The 20985-nt window shown below is 73.6% G+C and carries 21 protein-coding genes; 4 read left to right on the top strand and 17 right to left on the bottom strand.

Features of this window, described 5'->3' with window-relative positions; genetic code table 11:
• Positions 1 to 9: 9 nt before the first annotated feature.
• A complete protein-coding gene (locus ABZ738_RS16300; RefSeq protein ID WP_357213957.1) occupies positions 10 to 1014 on the bottom strand; it encodes an acyltransferase domain-containing protein in 1005 nt (334 codons plus the stop codon).
• A gap of 262 nt (positions 1015 to 1276) precedes the next feature.
• Between ABZ738_RS16300 and ABZ738_RS16295 the strand changes: the two genes are divergently transcribed.
• Complete coding sequence (locus ABZ738_RS16295) at positions 1277 to 2308, top strand: ketoacyl-ACP synthase III family protein (RefSeq protein ID WP_357213954.1); 1032 nt, start codon at positions 1277 to 1279, stop codon at positions 2306 to 2308.
• Positions 2309 to 2321: 13 nt separating this feature from the next.
• On the opposite strand, the gene ABZ738_RS16290 is transcribed toward ABZ738_RS16295, so the two are convergent.
• The 7 genes from ABZ738_RS16290 to ABZ738_RS16260 form a co-directional block, all read right to left on the bottom strand.
• Positions 2322 to 3245, bottom strand: coding sequence for an ABC transporter substrate-binding protein (locus ABZ738_RS16290; protein WP_254876724.1), 924 nt, complete (start codon positions 3243 to 3245; stop codon positions 2322 to 2324).
• Positions 3246 to 3253: 8 nt separating this feature from the next.
• Entirely contained in the window at positions 3254 to 4012 is a 759-nt protein-coding gene (locus tag ABZ738_RS16285; protein ID WP_131055100.1) for an amino acid ABC transporter ATP-binding protein, read from the bottom strand.
• Positions 4013 to 4047: 35 nt separating this feature from the next.
• On the bottom strand, positions 4048 to 4965 hold the full coding sequence (locus ABZ738_RS16280) for an amino acid ABC transporter permease (protein ID WP_131055088.1): 918 nt from the start codon (positions 4963 to 4965) through the stop codon (positions 4048 to 4050).
• A 9-nt stretch (positions 4966 to 4974) separates the two neighbouring features.
• Positions 4975 to 6027, bottom strand: coding sequence for an LLM class flavin-dependent oxidoreductase (locus tag ABZ738_RS16275; protein WP_176092687.1), 1053 nt, complete (start codon positions 6025 to 6027; stop codon positions 4975 to 4977).
• Positions 6024 to 6557 carry a flavin reductase family protein gene (locus ABZ738_RS16270; RefSeq protein ID WP_131055092.1) on the bottom strand — a complete coding sequence of 178 codons (534 nt, stop codon included), beginning with the start codon at positions 6555 to 6557 and terminating at the stop codon, positions 6024 to 6026. Before ABZ738_RS16270 ends, ABZ738_RS16275 begins: the two co-directional genes overlap by 4 nt.
• A gap of 67 nt (positions 6558 to 6624) precedes the next feature.
• On the bottom strand, positions 6625 to 7698 hold the full coding sequence (locus tag ABZ738_RS16265) for a phosphotransferase family protein (protein WP_357213949.1): 1074 nt from the start codon (positions 7696 to 7698) through the stop codon (positions 6625 to 6627).
• Positions 7699 to 7710: 12 nt separating this feature from the next.
• Positions 7711 to 8565 carry an AfsR/SARP family transcriptional regulator gene (locus tag ABZ738_RS16260; RefSeq protein WP_176092688.1) on the bottom strand — a complete coding sequence of 285 codons (855 nt, stop codon included), beginning with the start codon at positions 8563 to 8565 and terminating at the stop codon, positions 7711 to 7713.
• A 95-nt stretch (positions 8566 to 8660) separates the two neighbouring features.
• Here ABZ738_RS16260 and ABZ738_RS16255 point away from each other — a divergent pair, with 95 nt between their 5' ends.
• Both ABZ738_RS16255 and ABZ738_RS16250 read left to right on the top strand, forming a co-directional pair.
• Entirely contained in the window at positions 8661 to 9572 is a 912-nt protein-coding gene (locus ABZ738_RS16255; protein ID WP_176092689.1) for an MBL fold metallo-hydrolase, read from the top strand.
• A 79-nt stretch (positions 9573 to 9651) separates the two neighbouring features.
• On the top strand, positions 9652 to 10359 hold the full coding sequence (locus ABZ738_RS16250; protein ID WP_131051583.1) for an SDR family NAD(P)-dependent oxidoreductase: 708 nt from the start codon (positions 9652 to 9654) through the stop codon (positions 10357 to 10359).
• Between the two features lie 46 nt (positions 10360 to 10405).
• Here ABZ738_RS16250 and ABZ738_RS16245 read toward each other — a convergent pair whose 3' ends face one another.
• The 7 genes from ABZ738_RS16245 to ABZ738_RS16215 form a co-directional block, all read right to left on the bottom strand.
• Complete coding sequence (locus ABZ738_RS16245; protein WP_131051582.1) at positions 10406 to 10858, bottom strand: nuclear transport factor 2 family protein; 453 nt, start codon at positions 10856 to 10858, stop codon at positions 10406 to 10408.
• A 29-nt stretch (positions 10859 to 10887) separates the two neighbouring features.
• Positions 10888 to 11691: an AfsR/SARP family transcriptional regulator gene (locus ABZ738_RS16240; protein ID WP_131051581.1), complete on the bottom strand. Its 804-nt coding sequence runs from the start codon at positions 11689 to 11691 to the stop codon at positions 10888 to 10890.
• Positions 11692 to 11880: 189 nt separating this feature from the next.
• On the bottom strand, positions 11881 to 12636 hold the full coding sequence (locus ABZ738_RS16235) for an ATP-binding cassette domain-containing protein (protein ID WP_217705954.1): 756 nt from the start codon (positions 12634 to 12636) through the stop codon (positions 11881 to 11883).
• Between the two features lie 3 nt (positions 12637 to 12639).
• Positions 12640 to 14766, bottom strand: a complete 2127-nt coding sequence (locus tag ABZ738_RS16230; protein WP_357213942.1) for a dipeptide/oligopeptide/nickel ABC transporter permease/ATP-binding protein — start codon at positions 14764 to 14766, stop codon at positions 12640 to 12642.
• A complete protein-coding gene (locus ABZ738_RS16225; RefSeq protein WP_357213939.1) occupies positions 14763 to 15773 on the bottom strand; it encodes an ABC transporter permease in 1011 nt (336 codons plus the stop codon). The genes ABZ738_RS16230 and ABZ738_RS16225 overlap by 4 nt, the downstream gene beginning before the upstream one ends.
• Entirely contained in the window at positions 15770 to 17326 is a 1557-nt protein-coding gene (locus ABZ738_RS16220; protein ID WP_357213936.1) for an ABC transporter substrate-binding protein, read from the bottom strand. The genes ABZ738_RS16225 and ABZ738_RS16220 overlap by 4 nt, the downstream gene beginning before the upstream one ends.
• Before the next feature lie 89 nt (positions 17327 to 17415).
• Entirely contained in the window at positions 17416 to 18624 is a 1209-nt protein-coding gene (locus tag ABZ738_RS16215; RefSeq protein WP_357213933.1) for an MFS transporter, read from the bottom strand.
• Between the two features lie 154 nt (positions 18625 to 18778).
• Here ABZ738_RS16215 and ABZ738_RS16210 point away from each other — a divergent pair, with 154 nt between their 5' ends.
• The gene (locus ABZ738_RS16210; RefSeq protein ID WP_357213930.1) at positions 18779 to 19597 is read left to right on the top strand and encodes an MOSC domain-containing protein; all 819 of its coding nucleotides are present in this window, start codon (positions 18779 to 18781) and stop codon (positions 19595 to 19597) included.
• A 65-nt stretch (positions 19598 to 19662) separates the two neighbouring features.
• Here the strand turns inward: ABZ738_RS16210 and ABZ738_RS16205 are convergent, their stop codons facing one another.
• Together ABZ738_RS16205 and ABZ738_RS16200 are read right to left on the bottom strand one after the other, a co-directional pair.
• Positions 19663 to 19998 carry a VOC family protein gene (locus ABZ738_RS16205; protein WP_131051574.1) on the bottom strand — a complete coding sequence of 112 codons (336 nt, stop codon included), beginning with the start codon at positions 19996 to 19998 and terminating at the stop codon, positions 19663 to 19665.
• Complete coding sequence (locus ABZ738_RS16200; protein ID WP_131051573.1) at positions 19995 to 20978, bottom strand: LLM class flavin-dependent oxidoreductase; 984 nt, start codon at positions 20976 to 20978, stop codon at positions 19995 to 19997. Before ABZ738_RS16200 ends, ABZ738_RS16205 begins: the two co-directional genes overlap by 4 nt.
• Positions 20979 to 20985 lie beyond the last annotated feature (7 nt).

The following is a 20985-nucleotide window of genomic DNA, read 5'->3' as shown; positions in this document are numbered from 1 at the left end:
AGCCGGTGCTCAAGCGACGGTCGAGCCCTCCTGGAAGCGGAGGCCGGCCACGGCGGTGCGGGCCGTGGCGACGGCGACCAGGTCCGCGTCGCGGCTGCCGGCGTGTGCCGGGAGCGCGGCCAGCGCCGCGCACCGGCCCTGCCGCACCGCCGGGTGGCGGCGGGCCAGCGCGGTGAGCCCGTGCGGCGCGCCGGCCTCGACGAGCACCTGCGGCGCCGTGGCGAGCAGGGCGTCCAGCGCGGCGCCGAACTGGACCGGCGCGGCCGGTTGGGCGGCCCAGTAGGTCGGGTCGGTGGCCACCTCGGCGGTCATCGGGCGGCCGGTGTAGCAGGAGAACAGCGGCAGGCGTGGCGGGCGCAGCGGCAGCGTGCGCAGCAGCGGTTCGGCACGCGCGGCGGCGACGGCGAGCGACGGACTGTGGAAAGCGGTGGTCGACCGGGCGCGGCGGCAGGTCACGGCGTCGGCGCGCAGTCGCTGCTCGACGTGGGCCAGGGGCGTCTCCGGGCCGGCGAGCAGCAGTTGGCCCGGCCCGTTGACCGCGCCGACGACCACCCCGTCACCGAGGTACGGCCGCACCCGCTCGGGGGTGGCCGCGACGGCGAGCATGCCGCCGGGCGGGGCGTCGGCGAGGTGCCCGAGCCGGTCACGGAGCACGCGTACCGCGTCGGGCAGGCTCAGCACGTCGGCGAGCGTCGCCGCCACCACCTCGCCGACGCTGTGACCGAGCAGTCCCACCGGCTCCGGGCCGTCGTCGAGCAGCGTCCGCCCGAGTCCCCAGCCGATCGCGAAGAGCAGCGGCTGCGCGCGACGCAGGTCGTCCAGGGGCACGGCCGGGCGGTCGGTGAGCCAGTCGGCGCGGATCGCGTCGCCCTCCGGGCCCCAGAGCGCGAACACCTCGTCGACGTGGCGGCGGAAACCCGGGTGTCCGTGGTAGAGGCCGGTCGCCGTGCCGGGTCGTTGGGCGCCCTGGCCGGGGAAGAGCAGGGCCACGCGTCGGGTCGTGGGTGCAGACATGTCCCGACCGTCGCACCCGTCCCTTGAGGGCGGCTGAAGGCGTACCCGCTCGACGGGTTCTCGAGTCCCGGCCGAGCACGCCGCGCGACCGTGGCGGTACGCGACGGCGGTGCCGAGGCGAACCCCCGGCGCGCTCCGCGCCATCGCCCGCCCCACGACCGGCCGGCGATCCGCCGCCGGACCGACGCCACGAGCGACGATCCGGCGGCGGTGGACGGCCGGAGCCCGTCGCGATCCGGTGATCCGAGGGAGCGGCAGACAGATGCGATTCGACGGGGTCCGGGTGGCCGGCGTGGCCGCGTACGTGCCGGGGCGGATGCGGGTGGTCGACGCGGTGGCAGACGGCCGGTGCAGTCAACGGCTCGCGACGCAGACCGGCCTGCACGCGGTGAGCGTGTCGACCGAGGAGTCCGGTCCGGAACTGGCGGTACGCGCCGCCGAGCTGGCCGTGAAACGCTCCGGGCACACCCCGGACGAGGTGGCGCTGCTGTTGCACGCCACCGTCTACCACCAGGGACACGACGTGTGGGCGCCGGCGTCGTACATCCAGCGGATGGTGCTCGGCAACCGCTGCCCGGCGTTGGAGATCCGTCAGCTCTCCAACGGTGGACTCGCCGCCCTCGATCTGGCGGCGGCGTACCTCACCGCCGCGCCGCGACGTGCCGCGGCGCTGCTCACCACCGGGGACAGGTTCTGCGCGCCGGGCTTCGACCGGTGGAACAGCGACCCCGGCACGGTCTACGGCGACGCCGGTACGGCGCTGGTGCTCTCCCGGGACACCGGGTTCGCGCGTCTGCTGAGTCTGGTGACGGTCTCCGAGCCGGACCTGGAGGGGCTGCACCGGGGCGACGACCCGTTCGGTGTCGCGCCGTTGGCGCAGCGGCAACCGGTGGACCTGGAGGCGGTCAAGAAGGCGTTCGTCGCCCGCACCGGCGTGTCGTACAGCATCAGTCGGGTGGTGGCGGGCCAGGCGGAGGCGGTGGACCGGGCGCTCGCCGAGGCCGGGCTGGCCTTCACCGACGTGGACCGGTACGTGTTGCCGCACTTCGGGTTGCGCCGGCTCACCTCGTCGTACCTGCGGCCGTGGCAGGTGGACCGGGCCGTCACCACCTGGGACTGGGCCAGCACGGTCGGCCACCTCGGGGCGGGCGACCAGTTCAGCGGCCTCGCGCATCTGGTGGAGACCGGGACGCTGCGCCCCGGCGAGCGGGTGCTGCTCGCCGGGGTCGGAGCGGGATACACGTGGACCTGTGCGGTGCTGGAGATCGACGAGGTGCCGGGATGGGCGGGGTGAGTCCCGGTGTGCCTCAGGCCGCCGGGTTCACCGTCGACCGTTCGACCCCGCTGGCCTCCAGATGCCACTTGGTCAGGATCCGGCGGTACGTGCCGTCGGCGATCAGCCGGTCCACCGCGGCCCGCAGCGGTTCGGCGAGACCGGCGCCCTTACTGGTGGCCAGGCCCACGTCGCGGCGGCCCAGCTCGCCGACGAAGCGCAGCCCGGGCTGCTGGCTCGCCGCGTAGCGCAGCACGCTGGAGGTGCTGACCAGGATGTCGACGTGGCCCTCCCGCAGGGCGAGGAAGTGCGCGGCGGCGTCGCTGTAGGTGCTGATCTTGTAGGGCTTGCCGGCGTCGACGCAGACCCGCTCCCGCTGGCGCAGGTCCTGCTCGAAGGTGCTGCCCACGCCGGTGCCGATGGTCAGCCCGCACAGCTGCGACACGTCGGTGACCTCCCGCAACGAGCTGTCGTCGCGGACCATGAAGCCGGTGCCGTCGGTGAGGTAGACGGTGAAGTCCAGCACCTTCTTGCGTTCCTCGGTGACGGCGAAGTTGGCGGTGCCGACGTCGAACCGGCCGGCGGTCAGCCCGGTCAGCAGCGACGCGCCGCTGACCTGCTCGCGGCTGACGGTCAGGCCGAGGACCCGGGCCGCCGCGTCGGCGATGTCGATGTCGACGCCGCGCGGCGGGCCGCCGTCCTGGGGGTGGAAGGCGATCGGCGGGGTACCCACCGCCGAGCCGACGGTCAACCGGCCCCGCTCACGGATCTCGGCCGGCAGCAGCGCCGCGATGTCGGGTGCGGCCTGCACCTGCGACACCACGTCCTGGGCGCCGAGGTCGGCGGGCGCCTCCCCGCCGGTGGGGGCCGGCGCGGCGTGGACGCACGCGGTCAGCAGGCCGAGCACGGCGGCCGCTGTCCCGGCGACCAGCCAGCGGGTGTGACGCGACAAGTACACGTTGTCTCCTAACGGTGGAGGATGGTGGCGAAGAACCGGGCGGTGCGCTCCTCGCGGGGGCGGTCGAGCATCTCGGCTGGTGGCCCCTGCTCGACGATGCGACCCCGGTCCATGAAGACGATCTCGTCGGCGACCTCGGCGGCGAAGCGCAGCTCGTGGGTGACGATCAGCATCGTCATGCCGCCCGCGGCGAGGTCGCGGACCACCGCGAGCACCTCGCCGATGAGTTCCGGGTCCAGCGCGCTGGTCGGCTCGTCGAAGAGCATCACCTTGGGACGCAGCGCCAGGGCGCGGGCGATGGCGACGCGCTGCTGTTCGCCGCCGGAGAGCTCACGCGGGTAGGAACGCTCCTTGTGTGCCAGGCCGACGCGGTCCAGCAACTCGCGGGCGCGGGCGACCGCCGCGTCACGCGGCAGCCGCTGCACCGCGATGGGCGCCTCGACGAGGTTCTGCACGACGGTCAGGTGCGGGAACAGGTTCAGCGCCTGGAACACCATCCCGACCTCGGTACGGTGCCGGGCCAGCAGCCGTGGTGACGCCTCGACCAGTCGGCCGCGCCGCAGCACGTGGCCGACCGGACGGCCGTCGACCAGGACCATGCCGGCGTCGGCCCGTTCGAGGCGGTTGACGCAGCGCAGCAGCGTGCTCTTGCCCGAGCCGGACGGGCCGACGACGCAGGTGACGGTCCCCCGGTCGACGGTGAGGTCCACGCCGTCGAGCACGGTGGTGGCGCCGAACGCCTTGCGGACGCCGACGAGCTGCACCATCGGCCGGAGCGGGTCGTCGTCGTGCACCGTGGCGCTCACCGTTCCACCCCCTCGGCGAGGGCGCGCAGGCGGGCGCGCAGCGGGAGACCGTTCCGGCCGCTGCCCCGCCCGAAGTAGCGTTCGAGGAGATATTGCAGTCCGCTGAGGATGGTGGTGAAGACCAGGTACCACAGCGTCGCCACGAGCAGCAGCGGAATCACCAGGTAGTTGCGGTTGTAGATCAGTTGGACCGAGAACAGCAGGTCCTGTCCGGCGATCACGCTCACCACCGAGGTGCCCTTGAGCAACGCGGCGGCCTGGTTCGCCGAGGGCGGCACGATGGCGCGCATCGCCGGTGGCAGCACGATCCGCCACAGCGTCCGCGTCCGCGACAGTCCCAGCGCCTGGGCCGCCTCGGTCTGCGACTTGTCCACCGACAACAGCCCGGCCCGCACGATCTCGCTGGCGTGCGCCGCCTCGTGCAGGGTCAGGCCGATGACCGCGGCGAGGAAGCCGTTGATCAGACCTCGGGTCTGCACGTCCAGCAGGGTCGGGCCGAACGGCACCTCGACGGTGATGCGGGGGTAGAGCAGCGAGATGTTGTACCAGAACAGGAGCTGCACCAGGATCGGCACGGACCGGAACAGCCAGGTGTACCCCCAGCTCACCGACTGCAACAGCAGGCTGCCGGAGAGCCGCATGACCGCCAGCAGCGTACCCAGGGCGAAGCCGCCGACCAGCGCGATCGCGGTGAGCAGGAGGGTGATCCGGAGCCCGTCGAGGATGACGTCGGCGGTGAGGTACTGGGCCACCACGTCCCACTGGAGTGCGGGGTTGCGGGCCAGGTTCTGGAGTGCGAACAGCAGCACCACCAGTCCGGCCAGCGCGGCGACCCGGCGGCTGCGCCGGTACGCGGGTGGGGCGGGCGGGGCGGTGAGGTAGGTGTCGGTCGGTACGACCGTGTGGGTGGTCACCGGTGGCCGTCAGAACCGGGGCAGCACGTGCGTGGCGAACAGCCGCAGGGAGCGGGCGGCCTGCTCGTACGGGACGTTGCCGGAGACCACCTGCAGGCTCAGCGTCACGTCGCCGAACCACTCGCGGATGTTCTCCACCGCCGCGATCACCTGCTCCGGTGAGCCGACGAGAGCCTTGCCGGCGGCGACCTGCCGGTCGAAGTCGCCCTTGCCGACCCGCTCCACGATCTTCTCGTAGCCGGGGTAGTCGGCGCTGCGGGTGTGCGCCCAGGCCGAGACCGCGTCGGCGAGCGTCCGGTGGGACTGCTCGGAGTAGCCGCGCCCGAGCCTGCGGGCCTCGTCGGGATCCTCCGCCAGGAACGCGTTGTAGCTCATGTGGACGTCCTCGTCGGTCGGGGTGACACCGTTCGCCGCCGCGGCCTTGCGGTACAGCGCCAGCACGTCCTGCACCTGTTCACGGGAGTTGATCGAGGGCACCAGCATCACGCCGTGGCCGTTGCGTCCGGCGGCCTCGGCCGACTCCGGCGACTTGGCGGTGGCCACCAGGATCCGGGGGTGCGGCTGTTGCACCGGTCGGGGCAGCAGGGTGACCGGGCCGAAGCGGTGGAACCGGCCCTCCCACACCGCGTTCTCGGTGGTCCAGAGCAGTGTGCAGGCGGCCACCCCCTCGTCGAAGCGGGCCCGGCTCTCGTCCAGCGGAATCCCGAACGCGTGGAACTCGTCGGGCAGGAACGCCCGGCCGAAGCCGACGTCGAGCCGGCCGTCGGAGATGCCGTCGAGCATCGCGAGTTTGCCGGCGAGCTTCACCGGGTGGGTGAAGGCGGGCAGCACCGCGCCGGTGACCAGGCGGATCCGCCGGGTCCGGGCGGCCGCGGCGGCGAGGAACGTGACCGGGTCCGGGCTGTAGCCGCCGTACGGGGAGAAGTAGTGCTCGACGGTCTTGACGTGGTGGAAGCCCAACTCGTCGGCCAGCTCCGCCAGCCGCAGGCTCTCGGAGAAGTACTGCCCGGCCGGTTTGTCCTGCGGGCCGACTGTCGGGAACAGGTTGATGCCGAACTTCATGCCAGCTCCCTCGGGTTCGGACGGGCCACGACCGGTGCGACCGTGGCGGCGTCGGACCAGGCGCGGTACGTCCCGCGCCGGTACAGCAGTGGGGCGTGCCCGGTCACCGTGACCGCCTCGACCAGGCCGACGACCACGGTGTGGTCACCGAGCGGCACCGCGTGCCGCACCGTGCACTCGGCGTGGGCGGCGGCCGCGTCGTCGAGCCGTGGCGCGCCCCGGGCGCCCGGAGACCCCGTCCAGGGGACGTCGGTGAACTTGTCCGCTCCGCTGCCGGCGAACCGGGCGGCGAGGTCGCGCCGGTGTCCGGCGAGGTAGTTGACCGTGAAGGCGCCGCTGCGCAGGATGCGCGGCAGGGTGCGGGACCGTTCGTCCAGGCACACCAGCAGCAGCGGCGGGTCCAGCGACACCTCGCACACCGCGCTGGTGGTCAGCCCGGCCGGTTCGTCGCCGTCCAGGGTGGTCACCACCGCCACGACGCCGGGTACCGTGCCGAACAGCGCCCGGAACGTGGACGCGTCGACCGCCATGCGTACCCCTCCCACCCGCGCCTCGGTGCGCGGCCGGCCCGCGCTCCGCCGACACTGGCGGTCCTCGCTAGAGGCCAGGTACACCGGCGCTGGAGAGATCGACACCGGCCTCCGTGAGGCGGCGGCGCAGCAGGGCGGTCGCGTTTCGGTGCAGCGGGAAGTCCGATCCCGGCGGCAGGACTCCGCTGCCCTCCAGCAGCCGCACCACCCGGGCGGTGACGACGCAGAACCGGAACGCCGCGTCGACCTCGTGGTACTCCAGGTGTTCCAGCGGGCGGCCCAGCAGCCGGGCGTAGTACGCCACCGTCTCGGCCCGGGTCGGCAGGCCGGGCAGGCGCGCGGCGCCGATGCCGGTGCTCAGGAAGCGGTCCATGTGCAGGAACCAGGCGAGGTCGCTCTCCGGGCGGCCGACGTCGACCAGTTCCCAGTCGAGCAGGGCGGCGGGCCGGTCCCCGGCGAAGACGATGTTGCCGAGCCGGGCGTCGCCCCACAGCGGTGTGGGCACGGCCGGTGCCGGTGGCCGGTGGGCGCGCAGCCACGCCACCGCCGCCGTGACGGCCGGGTTGTCGACGGCACCGAAGTGATCCAGGTGTCCGGCATAGAACTCCGGGTCGCCGGAGGGCGCGGCGGTGACCGGCAGGGTCGCCGGATCGAGACGGTGCAGCCGGCCCATCGCCGCGAGCGCCCGCCACCACACCGCCCGCTGCCGGGCCGGCGAGGCGTCGGCGAGCCATCCCTGCCGGTGGTACGACGGCAGGTCCGCCGGCACCTCCCCGGCGACGCGGGCCATCACCACGAACGGCGCGCCCAGCGGTTGCGGGTCGGGTTCGCGGCCGAGCACCGGTGCCACCGGTACGGCGGTGTCGGCGAGCGCCACCTGCACCGCGATCTGTTCCCGCCAGCGCAGGTCGGGGAAGATGCGGTGCCCGGTCGGGGCGACCCGTACCGCGAGGGGCACGGTGCGCTCCCGGCCGTGCTCGCGCCACCTGGCGTCACAGAGCAGGATCTCGGCGGAGAAGCCGGCGGTGGGAGGTACGGTCACCGGCCCCACCACCACGTCGCGCACGGGCAGGGCGTCCCGCAGCCACTGCGCGAGCCGGGTACGGGTCAGTTCGGGATCACGCTGCACGGGTATCGGCACGGACGTCTCCGATCAGGATGTGCCACCGGGTGGTGTGGGTACGAGGAAGGGCCGCCGACCGGCGTCGAGCGCGCAGAGCGCGTCCAGGCTGAGCACCGGCGCGGCGGGCGGGGGCGGATCGAGCCATCCGGCGCCGGTGCGGACGGCCTGGTGGAGTCGCCGGAGCGGTGCCGACGGCGGGACACCGAGGTCGCGGCGCAGTGCGGCGGCGAGTCGTTCGTAGACCCGTACCGCGTCGGCCTGCCGACCGCTGCGGTGCAACGCGGTGATCAGGCTGGCGTGGATCGGCTCGCTGAGGGGATGCCGACCGGCCAGGGCGGTGGCCGTGGGCACCACCTGCCGGTGCCGGCCGCAGCGCAGCTCCGCCTCCAGGTACCGCTCGACCAGCAGCAGCCGCCACTGGTCGAGGTGACCGGCGATCTGCTGGGCGACGGGACCGGTGCGGACGTCGGCGAGCACCGCGCCGCGCCACAGCGCGAGCGCCTCGCGCCACGATCGGGCGGCGCGGGTCGGGTCGCCGGCCGCGGCCCGCTCCTCCCCCTCCCGTACCCGCGTGTGGACCACGCCGAGGTCGGTGTCGAGCGGGTCGACGCGCAGGCGGTAGCCGTGCCCGCAGGTGACCACCCGCGCCGGCACGTCGGCGTGTGCCAGGACCCGGCGCAGGTGCATGACGTACGTCTGCAGGGTGGTCGCCGCGCTGCGCGGCGGATGGTCGTGCCACAGCTCCCGCATGCAGGTGGCGGCCGGCACCACCTGGTCGGCGCGCAGCACCAGCAGGCCGAGCAGTTGTCGTTGCTTGGGTGCGGTGGGGCCGGCGTCACCGTCGGGGCCACCGACCCGCAGGCCACCCAGGACGTCGATGGTCATCGCCGGACCTCCCGGTCGAGACGGCTTCTCCAGCCGGAACCGAGCCCGGTTGGGCTCACTGGGGGCGGTGACCCCGCGGTGCGACCGGAGGTGAGATGACGGACCAGCCAGGAGCCACGCTGGTGCCGGTGGCACCGGACGTGTACGCGTACGTCCAGCGGCCGGGCGGCTGGTGTGTCGGTAACGCCGGCATCGTCGTCGGCACCGACCGGGTCGTGGTGGTGGACACCGCCGCCACCCGCGATCGGGCCCGGGCACTGCTCGCGCAGGTACGCCGGGTCGCGCCGGACCGTCCGCAGGTGGTGGTGAACACCCACCATCACGGTGACCACGTCTTCGGCAACTGCGTCTTCCCGGCCGACGCCGAGATCGTGGCGCACGACCTGGCGCACGCCGAGATGGCGCGGACCGGGCTGGCCATGCGCGAACTCTGGCCCGACGTGGACTGGTCCGGGATCCGGCTGCGCCTGCCCGACGTGACGCTGCGCGAGCAGCTCACCCTGGACCCCGGCGGGGTACGCGTCGAGCTGATGCACGTGGGTCCCGCGCACACCACCAACGACGTGGTGGTGTGGCTGCCGCAGCGGCGGGTGCTGTTCGCCGGGGACGTCGTCTTCTCGGGACGGACGCCCTTCGTGCTGATGGGATCGGTGACCGGGTCGCTGGACGCGCTGGCACGGCTCCGGGCGCTGCGACCCCGGGTGGTGGTGTCCGGGCACGGTGAGGTCACCGGGCCGGAGGTCCTCGACGACACCGAGGCGTACCTGCGCTGGCTGCGGGGGCTGGCCCGGCGGGGCCTCGCCGACCGGCTGCCCGCGTTGGCGGCGGCCCGGAGCGCCACCGGGCATCCGTTCGCCCACCTGCCGGAGGCGGAGCGGCTCGTCGCCAACCTGCACCGGGCGTACGCGGAGGAACGCGGCGAGGTGCCCGGGGCGTACCTGCCGTCGCGGCCGGTCGTCCGGGAGATGGTCCACCTGCACGGCGGCCCGCTCGTCACGTCGGTGTAGCGGTGGACGACGGTCGGTGCGCTGCACCGGCCACGACAGGACCGGACCGGTGGTCCGGCAGACGCGGAAGGGAGTTCTCATGGTCCTCAAGGGAAAGGTCGCGGTGGTCACCGGCGGCACGGCCGGCCTGGGCAGGGTCATCGCACGGGCACTCACCGACGCCGGCGCCACGGTGGTGTCCGCGTCGCGTGGCGCACCGGAGGACGGGGACCGGTTCCCGGTCGACGTGACCGACCGGGCCTCCGTCGACGCGCTGGTGGCCGGCGTGCAGGACCGGTACGGCGGGTTGGACATCCTGGTCGCCAACGCCGGGATCAGCCGACCCGGTCCGCTGGTCGGCCTGCCGGTGTCGCAGTGGGACGAGGTGCTCGCCACCAATCTCACCGGCGTGCTGCACTGCGTACAGGCCGCCGCGCCCCTGCTGCGGGCCTCCGGTGCCGGACGGGTCGTCACGGTCAGCTCGTTGCTGGCCCGGCGGCCGATCGTGGGGGCCGGCGCGTACAGCGTGTCGAAGGCGGCGATCGAGACGCTGACCCGGGTTCTCGCCGCCGAGTTGGGCGGCGACGGCGTCACCGTGAACGCCGTCGCACCCGGCGTCGTCGACGAGGGCATGGGTCGCCAGATCCTGGCCAACGAACGGCTCTGGGGTCGGCTGCGCGGATCGCTGGCGTCGGGCCGGGCCGCGACCGGTGACGAGGTGGCCCGGGCGGTGCTCTTCCTCGCCTCGCCGGACAGCTCGTACGTCAACGGGCACGTGCTGCACGTCGACGGCGGTCTGGACTACTAGCCCGGACGCCGTGCGGCGGCGGTCCGGACCGGACCGCCGCCCCGGCTCAGGTCCCGTCATGGGCGACGTGGCGACGGCGGACGAACCAGCCGTCGCCGCGCCGTTCCAGGACGTCCTCGGCGGTGGTGCTGAGGTACACCCGCGCCTCGCCACCGCCGCGCGAGGTCTCGAACACCGTCGCGTAGTAGCGGGTCCGCACCGTGTCCTCGCCCGCCGGTTCGGCCGTCACGGCGCCGTACCAGTGCCGGCGGATGAGCCCACGCTCGGCGATGCTGTCCATTCCGCGGCGCATGGAGGCGGCGATCGCGGACCGGCCCCGGCGCGGTTCGGGCTTGACGTTCTGCGCGAACTCGCCGTCCTCGGTGAACTGGTCCGCCCACTCCTCCGCCCGACCCTCGTCGAGGAGCTGGAAGTGCCGGGCGTAGAACTGCAGGATCTCGGCGTACGTGCGGGCGTCGATGACGGGCGGGCGGGTGCGGGCGGGCTCGGTGACCGGCATGGCTGCCTCCTTCGCGACGGTGACGGTGGTCAGTTGACGAGCAGGTGGTGCACACTGCGGTCGGCGGACGACCCGACGGGCAGGTCCAGGGCGGGTTCGGCGCGCAGCACGGCCCGTTCCAGGCGTTGTAGTCGCCGTGACGGCTCCAGCCCGAACCGCTCACCGAGCGTGGTGCGCAGGTGCCGCAGCTCGGCCAGCGCCTCGGTGGTACGGCCACTGCGGTACAGCGCCAGCACCAGTTGGGCGCAGAGGTTCTCGTGGGTGGGATGCCGGCGTACCAGTGTGCGCAGCTCGCCCAGCAGCTCGCGGTGCCGACCGATCCGCAGGTCGGCCTCGACCCGCTCCTCCTGCACCGCGAGGTGCACCTCGCGCAGGCCGTCGAGACGACCCCGCAGGATCGGACCGGCCTGCACGTCGACCAGGGCCGGGCCGCGCCACATGTCCAGCGCCGCGCGCAGCAGCCGGGCCGCCTCCGGGTACCGGCCGGCGGCGAGCGCCTCGCTGCCGTCGCCGGCCACCCGCTGGAAGTCCTCCAGGTCCAGCTCGCCCGGCTCCAGGTGCAGGGCGTAGCCGCGTTCCCGGGTGACGATGCGACCGCCGTGGCGCGGCTCCGCCTCCAGGCGCAGCACCCGGCGCAGGTTCATCACGTACGTCTGGAGTGTGGAGTGCGCGCTGTGCGGTGGTTGCTCACCCCACAGCTCGTCGACACAGTCGTCGATGGTGACGACGGTGTTGGCGTGCAGGAGCAGGAGTGCGAGTAACTGCCGTTGCTTCGGCGCGCTGGGCAGTCGCCCCGGCATCATGGTCAACGGACCCAACACCTTGAACCGCATGTCTCCCCCTTGTCGCGCGATGTCGCAGCGACCAGGACTATGCCGAGGAGCCCTTTCGATCCCCTTACCGCCGGGCGCTCCCCAGTTCACTGACCTCCTAAAACCTACTGAAAAGATAGGCTTTCCCGAGGGGTCGGATGTAAGGAGGGGTCCCCTGCTATACACCAGGCGATAGCAGGGGACCCCTCCTTACATCCGGGGGGCGGCGGCGAGCAGCGTGCGGGTGTACGGGTGGCGGGGCGCGGCGGTGACCTGCGCGGTCGCGCCCTGCTCGACGATGCGGCCCTGGTGCATGACCGCGATCCGGTCGGCGAGCTGCCGGACGACGGCGAGATCGTGGGAGATGAACAGGCAGGCCAGCCCCAGGTGGTCACGAAGGTCGCAGATCAGGTTGAGGACCTTCGCCTGCACCGACACGTCGAGCGCGGTGACCGGTTCGTCGCAGACCAGCAGGCGGGGACCGAGCGCCAACGCCCGGGCGATCGCCACGCGTTGCCGCTGCCCGCCGGAGAGGTCGCGGGGTCGGCGGTCACCCGCCGGTGGGTCCAGCCCGACGAGGTCCAGCAGCTCGGCGACCCGCGCGGCCCGGGACCGGGCGTCGCCGATCCGGTGGATGTGCAGCGGCTCCGCCACCGCCTGCCGCGCCGTCTGGCGAGGGCTGAGGGTCAGGTAGGGGTCCTGGAAGACCATCTGGATCTGCCGCCGGTGCGCGCGCAGCTCCCGACCGCGCAGCCCGTGCACGTCCACCCCGCCGAACCGGACCACACCCGTGTGCGGCCGGTGCAGGCCGGTGATCACGCGGGCGAGTGTCGTCTTGCCGCATCCCGACTCGCCGACGAGTCCGACGATCTCCCCCGCGTCGACCCGGAGCGTGACCTCCTCGACCACCCGAGGGACTGCGCGGGAGCCGGAGTAGCCGGCGCTGACCTGGTCCACCCGCAGCATCGGTCAGCCACCGTCCCGCTCACCGACGGCGGCCGGCAGCTCGGCGCGGCCGGGCGCCCGCAGGCACGCCGACCGGTGCCCGGTCCGTGGGTCCACCGTCACCGGTACGGGTGTCTCGTGGGCGCAGGCGGGCACCGCGATCGGGCACCGGGGCGCGAACGCACAGCCCGGCGCGTCGTCCGGGCCGGCACCGGAGCGCCCCGGCATGGTGCGGAAACGGGTGCCGGGTGCCGCTCCCGGTCGGGGCACGGCGTCGAGCAGACCACGGGTGTACGGGTGGGCGGGGTCACCGGTCACGGCGTCGAGCGGTCCGGACTCGACGATCCGGCCGGCGTAGACGACGGCGACCCGGTCGGCCAGCCGGGTCACCACGGCCAGGTCGTGACTGACGATGATCATGGACACGTCCAGCTCCTCGCGGAGGCGGGCCAGCAGGTCGAGCAGGTGGTACTGCACGGTGACGTCCAGGGCGGAGGTGGGTTCGTCGGCGACCAGCAGGGCGGGTCGCCCGGCGAGGGCGACAGCGATCTGCGCGCGTTGCCGCATCCCACCGGAGAGCTGGTGCGGATGGCGCCGGGCGACGGTGGCCGGGTCGGTCAGGCCCGCCAGGCGCAGCAGGTCCTCGGTGACGCGGCGGGTCGCCGCCCGGCCGCCACCGCGACCGGCGTTGCGGACGGCCTCGTCGACGTGCGCGCCGATGGTCCGCAACGGGTTGAGAGTGGCGAGGCTGTCCTGGAAGACCACGCCCACCCGGCGGCCGTGGAGTCGGCGGCGGGCGGACGGGGCGAGGCCGACGAGGTCGTGGACGTCGGGTCCGATCCGCAGCATCGCCGAGCCGGAGACGGTCGCGCTCGGGTCCAGCAGGCCGAACGGGGCCAGCGCCGAGGTGGTCTTGCCGCTGCCGCTCTCGCCGACGATCGCCAGGATCTCGCCCCGGGCCACCTCGTAGTCGACTCCCGCGACGACCCGACGCCGCCCGCCGCCGGACGGATAGCTGACCACGAGGTCGCGAACCCGTAGTAGGCCACCGTCCCGCACGCCGCGAACCGCGTCGTCGCCCGAAGCGGAAGGTCCGCCCGCAGCGTGAGGTCCGTCCGCAGCGGAAGGACCGCCCGCAGCGGAAGGACCGCCCGCAGCGTGAGGTCCGCCCGGAGCGGAAGGACCGCCGGCACCGGGAGAACCGCCGGCAGCCACGGCGTCACCGGGAGCGGGAGCCCCGGCGGGAACGGGAGGTCCGCCGGGAGCAGGGGACGCGTCGGCCGACGCCGGACGTCGGGCTCGCGGGCGCGTCGGGAGCACCCACCGCAGGATCGAGGGGCGTTCGTCGCCGGCCGCCAGGCGCTCGCCGAGCAGGTTGCTGGCGAGCACGATCGCGGTGATCGCGATGCCCGGCGGGTACGCCAGCCACCAGGCCGAGCCCAGATGCGGTCGCCCCTCGACGAGCATCTGGCCCCACTCGGCGTGCGGTGGCGGGATGCCCAGGCCGAGGAAGCTCAACGTGGCCACGCCGAGCACGATGGCGCCGACGTCGGTGCTGGCGTAGACCAGGCACGGGCCGAGCGCGGGCGGCAGCAGGTGCCGGCCGAGGATGCGGGCGGGTCCGGCGCCGAGCAGCCGCAGGGCGTCCAGGTGCGGGCTGTCGCGCAGACCGGCGACCCGGGCGCGGGCGATGCGGGCGTACGGGGACCAGGCCCACAACGACATCGCGATGACGAGATTCTCCATGCCCGCACCGCGTACGCCGACGACGGCCAGCGCCACCAGCATGCCGGGCAGCGAGACGGCCATGTCGACGATCCGGGCCACGATCCGGTCGACCCGGCCGCCCAGGTACCCGGCGATCGTGCCGACCACCACTCCGACGGTCACCGAGATCGCCAGGACCGCCGCGGTGACGGTGAGGGAGATCCGCGCGCCGTGCAGGATCCGGCTGAGCTGGTCGCGACCGAGCTGGTCGGTGCCGAGCAGGTGCTCGGTCGACGGGGGCAGCAGGCTCGCGGCCAGGTCGTTGGCGGTCGGGTCGGCCGGAGCGAGCAGCGGCGCCAGCAGTCCGACGACCGCGAACACCAGCAGCGGCAGCGCCACCAGCGCGGTCCGCCGGTGTCCGGTGATCCTCGGGAGGCGGCTCACGTCGGCTCTCCCCGGACGGCCGGGACGCGACGGGTCCTGGGTGGGCCGACGGTGCGGCGCGATCGCGGGTCGACGAGCCCCTGCACCACGTCGGCGAGCCGGTTGGCCAGGATGAACCCGCCGCCGAGCAGGAGCGCGCTGGCCTGGAGTGCCGGTACGTCGCGGGCGGCGGCGGCGCGGACGAAGTAGGCGCCGAGGCCGGGCCAGCCGAAGATCTGTTCCACCACGACCGTGCCCACCAGCAGGGTGCCGATGGTGAACCCGGCGACCGACAGGATCGGCCCGGCGGCGTTGGGCAGGCCGTCGCGGAACACGATGGACAGCGGTGAGCTTCCCCGGGCCTGCGCGGCCAGCACGTACGGCCGGTCGAGCGCCTCACGCAGCGTCACGGCCACCACCCGGCTGAGGACACCGGCCGCCGGCAGTCCGAGCACCGCCATCGGCATCACCCAGGTCGCCGGACCCGCCATGCCCGAGGTGGGCACCAGGCCCAGGCGGAGCGCCAGCAGCAGCACGAGCAGGTAGCTGAGCCAGAACGCCGGTACGGAGGTGGCCAGCAGCGCCCCGACGCGCAGAGTGCCGCGCAGTGGGCCGCGACGCAGCACCGCCCCGGCGACACCGATCCCCACCCCCACCGTCAGGGCGACCACGGTGGAGCCGGCCACCAGGCCGAGGGTCACGCCGATCCGGTCGGCGATCTCGGGTCCGATCGGTGTGTCGGTGCGCAGCGACACACCGAAGTCTCCGGTGACGGCGTCGCGCAGCCACCGCGCGTACCGCAGCGGCGCCGGGGCGTCCATGCCCAGTTCGACGCGGACGGCCTCGACCTGTTCGGGAGTGGCCGGGCGGCCGGCCCGGGTCGCCGCGAGCATCGCCGCCGCGTCGCCCCGGGCCAGCAGGACGAGGGCGAAGGTGCCGGCGGAGAGCGCGAGGAGTACGCCGACGGTGTCGACGGTCCACCATGCGACCCGACCGCCGACGCGGCGCAGCCACCCGGCCCCGGTCACCCGAGGCTGACCCCGGTCAGTTCGAGGTCCACGTCGCTGGGCGGCACGGCGAAGCCCCGCACCCGGTCGCGGACCGCCCACAGGCGCGGCCGGTACGCCAGCGGCACGAACCCGACGTCGGCGGCGACCGCGTCGTACAGGTTCTGGTGGGCCGCCGCGCGGGACGCGGGGTCGCGGGCGTACAGCGCCTTGTCCACCAGGTCCTCGGTCTGCGGGGTGACCCACAGCGGGGCCCTCGCACCGCTGGTGAACAGCGACACGATCGAGCTGGACGGGTCGTACGGTGCGCCGAGGGTCTCGAAGAACGTCAGGTCGTAGCGGCCCTCGGCCCGCTCGTCGTAGTAGGTGGCGGCGTCGACCGGGGCGATCTCCACGGTGATGCCCACCTCGGTGAGGGCGGCGGCGATCGCCGAGGCCATGGTGCGGGGGTCGAGTTGGCCCTCGGCGGGGGTGGCGGGGACGAGCAGCCGCAGGGCGAGCGGCGTGCCGTTCTTGGCGCGGGTGTCGCCGTCGCGGGCGTATCCGGCGGCGTCCAGGACCCGGTTCGCCGCCGCCTGGTCGAATCCGATCGGCAGGTCGGTGCCGGAGTCCGGCACGTCGGGCGGGAACACCCGCCGGGCCGGCTCGGCGTAGTCCAGCAGCAGTGTCCTCGCCAGGGAGGTGGTGTCGACGGCCCGGCTCACGGCCTCCCGGACGGCCCGGTCGCCGGCCGGACCGTCCGGGTTGAACCCGAGCATGATGGAGACGTCCGGCGCGCCGGTGAGCAGCGTGACGTCGTCGCGTTCACCGAGGGCCCTGGCCTCGATCGGGGTGATCGGCGCGAGGTAGGCGCCGCCGATCAGGTCGATCTCGCCGTTGGTGAGGGCGTCGGCGCGCGCCTGGGAGTCCGGGATGACGCGGAACTCCAGCCGCTCCAACTCGGGTCGGCTGCCCCAGTAGTCGTCGTTGCGGGTCAGCACCGCACCGGTGGCGCTGGTCGAGTCCAGTTTCCACGCGCCGGTGCCGACCGGCTGCCCGAACGTGCCGTCGGCGGCCACCGACGCCGGGCTGAGCAGCCGGACGGGACGGACGATCGACAGTTCCTGGAGCAGTGGCTCGTACGGTTCGGCGAGGGTGAGACGGACGGTGTCCGGGTCGGGGGCCTCGACCGTGGTGATCACCCGGGACGCGCGGAAGAAGGAGAACCGTTCGTTGCCCACCCAGCGGTCGAAGTTCCACTTGACGGCGGCGGCGTCGACCGGCGTTCCGTCGGTGAAGCGGACGCCGTCGCGCAGGTCGAACGTGACCTGCCGGCCGTCCTCGGCGACGGTCCAGGACTGCGCCAGCCCCGGTTCCAACGTTCCGTCCCGGCCGTAGGTCACCAACGGCTCGTAGAGGGCGTCGAGCAGCAGGAAGTTGCCGGTGAACGCGTGCGGGTCCAGCGCGCCGGACTCGGCGCTCAGTGCGATGCGCAGGGTGGTCGACGAGGCGGTGTCGTCGGCACCGGCACCGCAGGCGCTGGTCAGCGCCAGCGACACGGCAAGGGCGGCAACGAGCGGACGGGGTCGCGGCACGAGTTCTCCCGGGGTGCGTCAGCCGGCGGCATTGCGGTGGCCGCTCGATAGGTCTAGTCGGCGAGGCGGCGTACCTGGTTCCCGCGACGTCACCGTGGACCGGCGGCTCGGGACCCGGCCGTCGCGTCCCGGCGACGCCGGACCAGCGCGCGTCCGCCCAGCAGGAGCGGCGGAAGCAGTACGCACTGGGCCGCCACGGCCAGCCAGAACCCCGGCAGCAGCCCGGCCGCCTCGAAGGCCCCGTACGCGGTGCCGCCGACCACCCCGCTGAGGAAGGAGCCGACGCCGACGGCCAACCGCTGCTGGCCGAAGACCACCGTGGCGGACCGGCGCGACCGGGCCAGCGCCTCCAGGTCGTTCTTGAGGAACAGCACGGCGTTGCCGAGGCTGATCACGGTCACCCCGACCAGGAGGCTCGACCAGTGGCCGGCGGCGAAGGCGACCATCCCGACCGCCAGGCAGCCGAAGCCGACGGCCATCGCCGGCCGGTACGCCATCCGCCCGACCCGCTCGGCCACCAGCGGCTGGGCGAGGGCCAGGCCGAGGGAGTACCCCATCATGGCGGCCCCGAAGACCAGGGTGGCCACCCGTCCCTGCGCATAGCTGGAGAGGTACTGATAGAACTGCATGTAGAGATAGATGGAGAGCGCGGTCACGGCGAACGGCAACACCGCCACACCGGACAGCACCCGCCGGAACGGCTCCACCGGCACGGTCGGTGCACCCGACGGCTCGCGGGGCAGGAACAGGTGCCCGAGCGCCAGACCGGCGTAGAGCGCCGTGACGACGGTGAACATCGCCCCGGGGTACCGGATGAGCAGTGCTCCGACCACCGGTCCGAGGGCGATGCCGAGGTTCCCGGCGGCGTTGCCGGCGGAGACCAGGCGGGGCCGGGCCTCCGGGCCGACGCCGTGCACCAGATATCCCCGGTACGCCGGTGAGTAGAGCGCGCCGCCGGCCGAGATCAGCACCAGACCGGCGACGGTGAGCCCCGGCCGCCCCTCCCCCGCCAGGAACCCGCATCCGCCCAGCGTGTACAGCACCGTCGCGCCGCGCAGGCACCGTTGCAGGCCGATCCGCTCGGCCAGTGCGGCGGTGACCGGTGCGCTGGCGAACTGCACCAGGGTCGCCACCCCGAGCAGTACGCCGATCTGCCCCATGCCCAGACCCATCCGCTCGCGCAGCAGCACCGCGAGGTACGGATAGATCGAGAACGAGCCGACGTTGACCAGCAGGCCGCTCGCCAGCACCGCCCACTGAGCGCCGCTGAAGGACCGCGCCGCCCCGCTCCCGGGCATCCCGCTCCCCCGCCTTCGCCGTCCGGCACCGCAACCGCTGTCGATCGCCTCCACGTACCGCGTCGTCCGACGGGCCGGTCGAGTTCCCGGCGTTCCGTCCGGTGACAGTTAACCTCGGACGGTCCAGGTTGGTGGGAACGCAAGGAAGGCAGCGATGCCGAAGGTCGTCGCGCTGCGGCGCTATCCGCTCAAGAGCGCACGGGCCGAGATCCTGCCGGAGGTCGACGTCGAACCGGCCGGCCTGCGGGGTGACCGGGTGTGGGCGTGCGTCGACGGGCAGGACGCGACCATCGGCAGCGCCAAACACCCGCGACGGTGGGGACGCCTGCTCGACGTCGGTGCGACGCTGCGCGACGGCGATCCCGATCCGACGCTGACACTGCGCGTCGACGGCCACGAGGTGCGGGCCGGGACCGCCGAGGCGGAGGCGATGCTCGGTCATCATCTCGGCCGCCCGGTGCGACTGATCCGGGAGGTGCCGTCCGACCCGACACTGCACCGGACCCTGCCGCAGGACGCGGGCATGGTGCCGCAGTGGATGGACGACGTACGTCCCGGCCAGGACACCGTCACGGCGCTCGCCGGAGCACAGCCTGGTGGACGCTTCGTCGACTTCGGTGCCGTACACCTGGTGACCACCGGCGCGTTGTCCACGTTGGGCGCACGCACCGGCGGAGCCGGCGCGGTCGCGGCACGTTTCCGACCGAACCTGGTGCTCGACGCGCCCGGTGATCCCGAGCCGGGTCAGGAACTTCGCCTCGGTGACGTCCTGCTCCGGGTGGTCGTGCCCACGCCCCGGTGCGTCGTCCCCGGGCTCGCCCAGGCGGACGTACCCGCCGATCGCGGCGTCCTGAGCGCGCTGGCCCGGCACTACCGCGTCCCCGTGGCCGGGTTGGGCCAGGCGGCCTGCTTCGGTGTCTACGCCGAGGTGGTCGAGCCCGGACGGCTACGCACCGGCCAGCACGTGCACTGACCTGCGCATCGCCGCAAGGGTGGTCTGCGGCCGGTCTGTGCCGCGCGGGCTCCGATGGACGGCGGTCAGGCGAGGCGCTGGTAGACGACGAGCGGGTTGCCGCCCGGGTCGACGACGACCGCCCGTCGCTCGTGCGGGCCCACTACGACGTCGCCCGCCGTGCCGCCTGCGGCCGTCACCTGCGCGAGGCAGGCGTCCAGGTCGTCGACCTGGATACTGAGCAGGGTCCGGCCGGCGACGGGTTGCTGTGACGCGTCGGCCAGTCCGACGGTCACCGTGCCGTCGGTGAGCGCGGCGTACCGGTCGCCGTCCCGGAAGCGGACGGTCAGCCCGAGACGGGTGTAGAAGTCGAGCTGGGCGTCCAGCTCGTCGGCGGGGACGATCACGTGTCCGATCTTCATGTGCGGAACCTCGGCATGACCTCGCGGGCGAAACGTTCGACGATCCGCATCGAGTCCTCGATGGGCTGGCCGAGCCACTGCGCGCGGAAGACGAAGTGGTTGAATCCGGCGTCGGCGAAGTCCTGCACCTTCGCGGCGATGTCGTCGGGGGACCCGAAGAAGAGTGCCCGCTCCTTGATGGCCTCCCACTGGGATTCGAAGAAGTCCATGCCGTACTGCACGTACTCGCCGTAGGAGCGGCGGACCGCGTCACCGGCGAGGGCGTACGCGTCGTCGAAGGAGTCGGCGACGCAGAGGTCACGGTGGATCGGGAAGACCGCGCCCTCCTCGCTGAAGCCGGCCGCCCGGCGCTGTTCGCGGTAGTCGGCGAGGTTGCCGACGGCCCAGTTGCGCCGGACGTTGGACGGGGCCAGCCAGGGCAGTCCCTGACGGGCGATCCGGGCGATGCCGGTGGGGCCGTTGGCACCGACCCAGACCGGCGGGTGCGGCTGCTGGACGGGCAGCACGCTGCACCGTACGCCGTCGAGGGTGAAGTGCCGGCCCTCGTGGTGGACGGTCTCGCCGGTCCAGAGCCGCTGCATCACCGCGAGCGCCTCGTTCATCCGGGAGACCCGGGTGCGCCGGTCGATGCCGAACGAGTCGAACTCCACCTCGCGGTAACCGGCGCCGATGCCGAGGACGAAGCGGCCGCCGGACATCTGGTCGATGGTGGCGATCTCCTCGGCCCAGTGCACCGGGTGCCCCAACGGCAGGATGAGGATCCCGGTGCCCAGCTCCATCGTGCCGGAGTGGTCGATCAACCGGCTCAGCAGCGGCAACGGCTGGGGGGTCCGCAGCGACGACAGGTAGTGGTGGATGCCGTAGACCGAGTCGTAGCCGAGGTCACGGATGTGCTGCACGTACTCGACGGTCTCGCCGAGGCGTCGACCCAGGTCGTCGTCGTACGCGTACTGGTGGTCGAGCAGGACGCCGAACTTCATCGTGCGC

Source organism: Micromonospora sp. NPDC047793, assembly GCF_040642635.1.
Classification (GTDB): domain Bacteria; phylum Actinomycetota; class Actinomycetes; order Mycobacteriales; family Micromonosporaceae; genus Micromonospora.
The sequence above is the reverse complement of the archived record's forward strand: the minus strand, read 5'-3'. Positions and strand labels throughout refer to the sequence as shown.